Annotated in this window: 3 protein-coding genes; all 3 read left to right on the plus strand. The window is 26.4% G+C overall.

Annotated features, from left to right (window positions below):
- The first annotated feature begins 196 nt into the window (after window positions 1-196).
- The 3 genes from G3997_RS01630 to pepT all read left to right on the plus strand — a co-directional run bounded on the left by G3997_RS01630 (window position 197) and on the right by pepT (window position 3,099).
- On the plus strand, window positions 197-1,447 hold the full coding sequence (locus G3997_RS01630; RefSeq protein WP_296647063.1) for an HlyC/CorC family transporter: 1,251 nt from the start codon (window positions 197-199) through the stop codon (window positions 1,445-1,447).
- 98 nt (window positions 1,448-1,545) lie between these two features.
- Window positions 1,546-1,701, plus strand: coding sequence for a transporter associated domain-containing protein (locus G3997_RS11485; protein WP_442971223.1), 156 nt, complete (start codon window positions 1,546-1,548; stop codon window positions 1,699-1,701).
- Window positions 1,702-1,869: 168 nt separating this feature from the next.
- Window positions 1,870-3,099: a peptidase T gene (gene pepT, locus G3997_RS01640; protein WP_296647066.1), complete on the plus strand. Its 1,230-nt coding sequence runs from the start codon at window positions 1,870-1,872 to the stop codon at window positions 3,097-3,099.
- The last annotated feature ends 527 nt before the right edge of the window (window positions 3,100-3,626 follow it).

A 3,626-nucleotide genomic window follows, 5' to 3' on the forward strand; every position in this document is an offset into this window, starting at 1 on the left:
ATTATAAAGAATTTATACATAAACTTTTGTTATATTTTATTAGCCATTAATCATAATGAATAAGTTATATTTCGAATACAGATTATATAAAATGTAAAATATAATATAAAATATAGAAGTTTATATTATTTACCAAATCTAATTAAATATGATATAATTTATTAAATTAAAATAAATTTTAGGAGTGTGGTAAGGGTTGGATTCGACCAGTATTTTAATTCAAACAATAACATTAGTGATACTACTTCTAGCATCAGGTTTTTTCTCTGCATCAGAAACATCACTAATGTCATTAAGTAAGATAAGAATAAGGCATATGCAAGAAGAAGGAGTTAAAGGCGCTAAATTAGTTGCAAGTTTGATAGAAGATTCAAATAAGCTATTAAGTTCAATATTAATTGGTAATAACGTTGTAAATATAGCAGCTACGTCTATATCTACATCTTTATTTATTTCATTAATTGGTCCTCAAGGTGTACCTGTAGCTACTGCAGTTATGACTGTGTTAGTATTATTATTTGGAGAAATAACTCCAAAAACTATAGCTGCTAATAATTCTGAGAAGGTTGCTATCTTTGTATCAAAACCAATAAAAGTAATCATATTTATATTAAGACCAATAGTATGGATATTTAATTTAGTTACAAACATAATATTTAAATTATTGGGAATAAAAGATAAAGGCAATCAGCCATATATAACAGAAGAAGAACTAAAGACTATGGTAAATGTAAGTCATGAAGAAGGAGTTCTTGAAATTGAAGAAAGACAAATAATAAATAATGTATTCCAATTTGGTGATATGCAAGCTAAAGAAGCTATGGTACAAAGATTAGATATGATAGCTATAAATAGTGAAGATAAGTATGAAGAAATAATAGATATGTTTAAAAATGAAAAGTTTAGTAGGATGCCTGTTTATAATGAATCAATAGATGATATAATAGGTATTTTAAATATAAAAGATATAATATTTTTAAGTGATGAAGAAATAGAAAAATTTGATATAAAAGATTATATAAGAGAACCATTCTTTACATATGAATTTAAAAAAATCACACAACTACTAGAAGAAATGAAAATAGAAAAAAGTCAAATGGCTATAGTTGTAGATGAATATGGTGGAACATCAGGTCTTATAACTATAGAAGATTTAGTTGAAGTAATTGTTGGGGATATAGAAGATGAATATGATGAAGAAGAAGAAGAAATACAAGTAATAAAAGAAGATGAATATATTGTAGATGGAAGTATAAAAATTACAGATGTAAATGAACTTATAGGAGTTAAATTAGAGTCTGAAGAATTTGATTCTATAGGGGGATATATAATAGGATATCTAAGAAGACTACCTGAAGAAAATGAAGTAATTGAAGTAGATAATATAAAATTCTGTATAGAAAATTTAGATAAGAATAGAATAAAAAAAGTAAGAATATATACATAATAAAACACTATAAAAATAGTGTTTTATTTTTTGATTAATTATTATATTAAGCTATAAGTAGATAATAGATTTTTAAACTACATATACTTTAATATAATATNNNNTTTGAAGAATTTGATTCTATAGGGGGATATATAATAGGATATCTAAGAAGACTACCTGAAGAAAATGAAGTAATTGAAGTAGATAATATAAAATTCTGTATAGAAAGTTTAGATAAGAATAGAATAAAAAAAGTAAGAATATATACATAATAAAACACTATAAAAATAGTGTTTTATTTTTTGATTAATTATTATATTAAGCTATAAGTAGATAATAGATTTTTAAACTACATATACTTTAATATAATATTGTAATATAATGGATATATTAAATAATATATATAAAATCTAATAAAAGTGATAAAGGAAGGGTTGAATATGAGAGAAAAAGTAGTTAAAAGATTTTTAAAATATGTTACTTTTGATACAACTGCAAATCCTAAAAATGCAAATTGTCCATCAAGTGAAGGGCAAAGAGTTTTTGCAAATTATTTAGTAGAAGAATTAAAATCTTTAGGATTAGAAGATGCACATGTTGATGAGAATAGCTATGTTATGGCGACATTAAAAGGAAATACAGAAGGTGTAGAAACTATAGGATTTATATCTCACTTAGATACAGCACCAGATGTTACTGGAAAAAATGTGAATCCTAAAATAATAAAAAATTATGATGGTAATGATATAGTTTTAAATAAAGAATTAAATATTATAACATCTCCAAAAGATTATCCAGATTTAAAGAAATTCGTAGGCGAAGATTTAATTGTTACAGATGGTACAACTTTACTTGGAGCAGATGATAAGGCTGGAATAGCTGAAATAATTACTGCGGTTGAATATTTAGTGAATAATCCAGAAATAAAACATGGGGATATAAAAATTGGATTTACACCAGATGAAGAAGTAGGTAGAGGAGCAAATTTATTTAATGTTGAGAAATTTGGAGCAAGATATGCATATACTATTGATGGTGGAATAATGGGAGAGCTTCAATATGAAAACTTTAATGCTGCAGGAGCTACAATAAGTATACAAGGTAGAAATGTACATCCAGGGTCTGCAAAAAATAAGTTAATAAATGCATTACATATAGCAGCTGAAATATCACAAATGTTCCCTCAAAGTGAAAGACCTGAAACTACAGAAGAATATGAAGGATTCTATCATCTTAATGATATAAATGGAAATGTTGAAAATGCAACTATGGTTTATATAATAAGAGACCATAGTAAAGAAAAGTTTGAACATAGAAAGCAATATATGAAAGATGCTATATCAAAGATAAATGAAAGATATAATGGTAGAGTTACATTAGAGTTAAATGATCAATACTATAATATGAAAGAAAAAGTAGAACCAGTTAAGTTTATAGTAGATATAGCAGAAGATGCTATGAAAGAATGTGATATAACTCCAATAATAGTACCAATTAGAGGAGGTACAGATGGAGCTAGGTTATCATTTATGGGATTACCATGTCCAAACATATTTACAGGCGGGCTTAATTTCCATAGTAAAAATGAATGTATTCCAGTAATAGCCTTAGAAAAATGCTCAAATTTAATAGTTAAGATAGCACAAAAATATGCTGAAAGATTAAGATAATATTAGTTTAAATAAAAAACAGTCCTATATAGGGCTGTTTTTTTATTTAAACTTGATATTATCTTAAGACAAGTTGTAACAATTTATCTAAATAAATAATATATATTATTAAGTAGATTATTTATCTACTTAATCAAATACTCTTGAATAGCAGCTAATATATACGAAAGTATAAAATTTAGGATAAGAAGTATTTCCTATAATTAAATAAGTTAGAGATCAAAAATATATTAAGGAGAGAATAAAAAATGAAAGACGATAAATATCATAAAGATTTAGAGCATAAAGGTGAAGAAGATATAGATATAGGTTTAGATAACMATACAGATGCAGAGGCAGARTCAGAAGCCGATGTAGATGCAGAGGCAGATATAGATGCAGAAGCAGAAGTAGAAGCAGAAGCAAATGCAGATGCATGTATCAACACAGATGCAGAAGCAGAAGTAGAAGCAGAAGCAGAAGCAGAGGCAGAAGCAGAGGCAGAAGCAGAGGCAGAATCAGAAGCAGAGGCAGAGGCAGAAGCAGAA

This window comes from Romboutsia sp. 13368 (assembly GCF_018336475.1).
GTDB lineage: Bacteria > Bacillota > Clostridia > Peptostreptococcales > Peptostreptococcaceae > Romboutsia.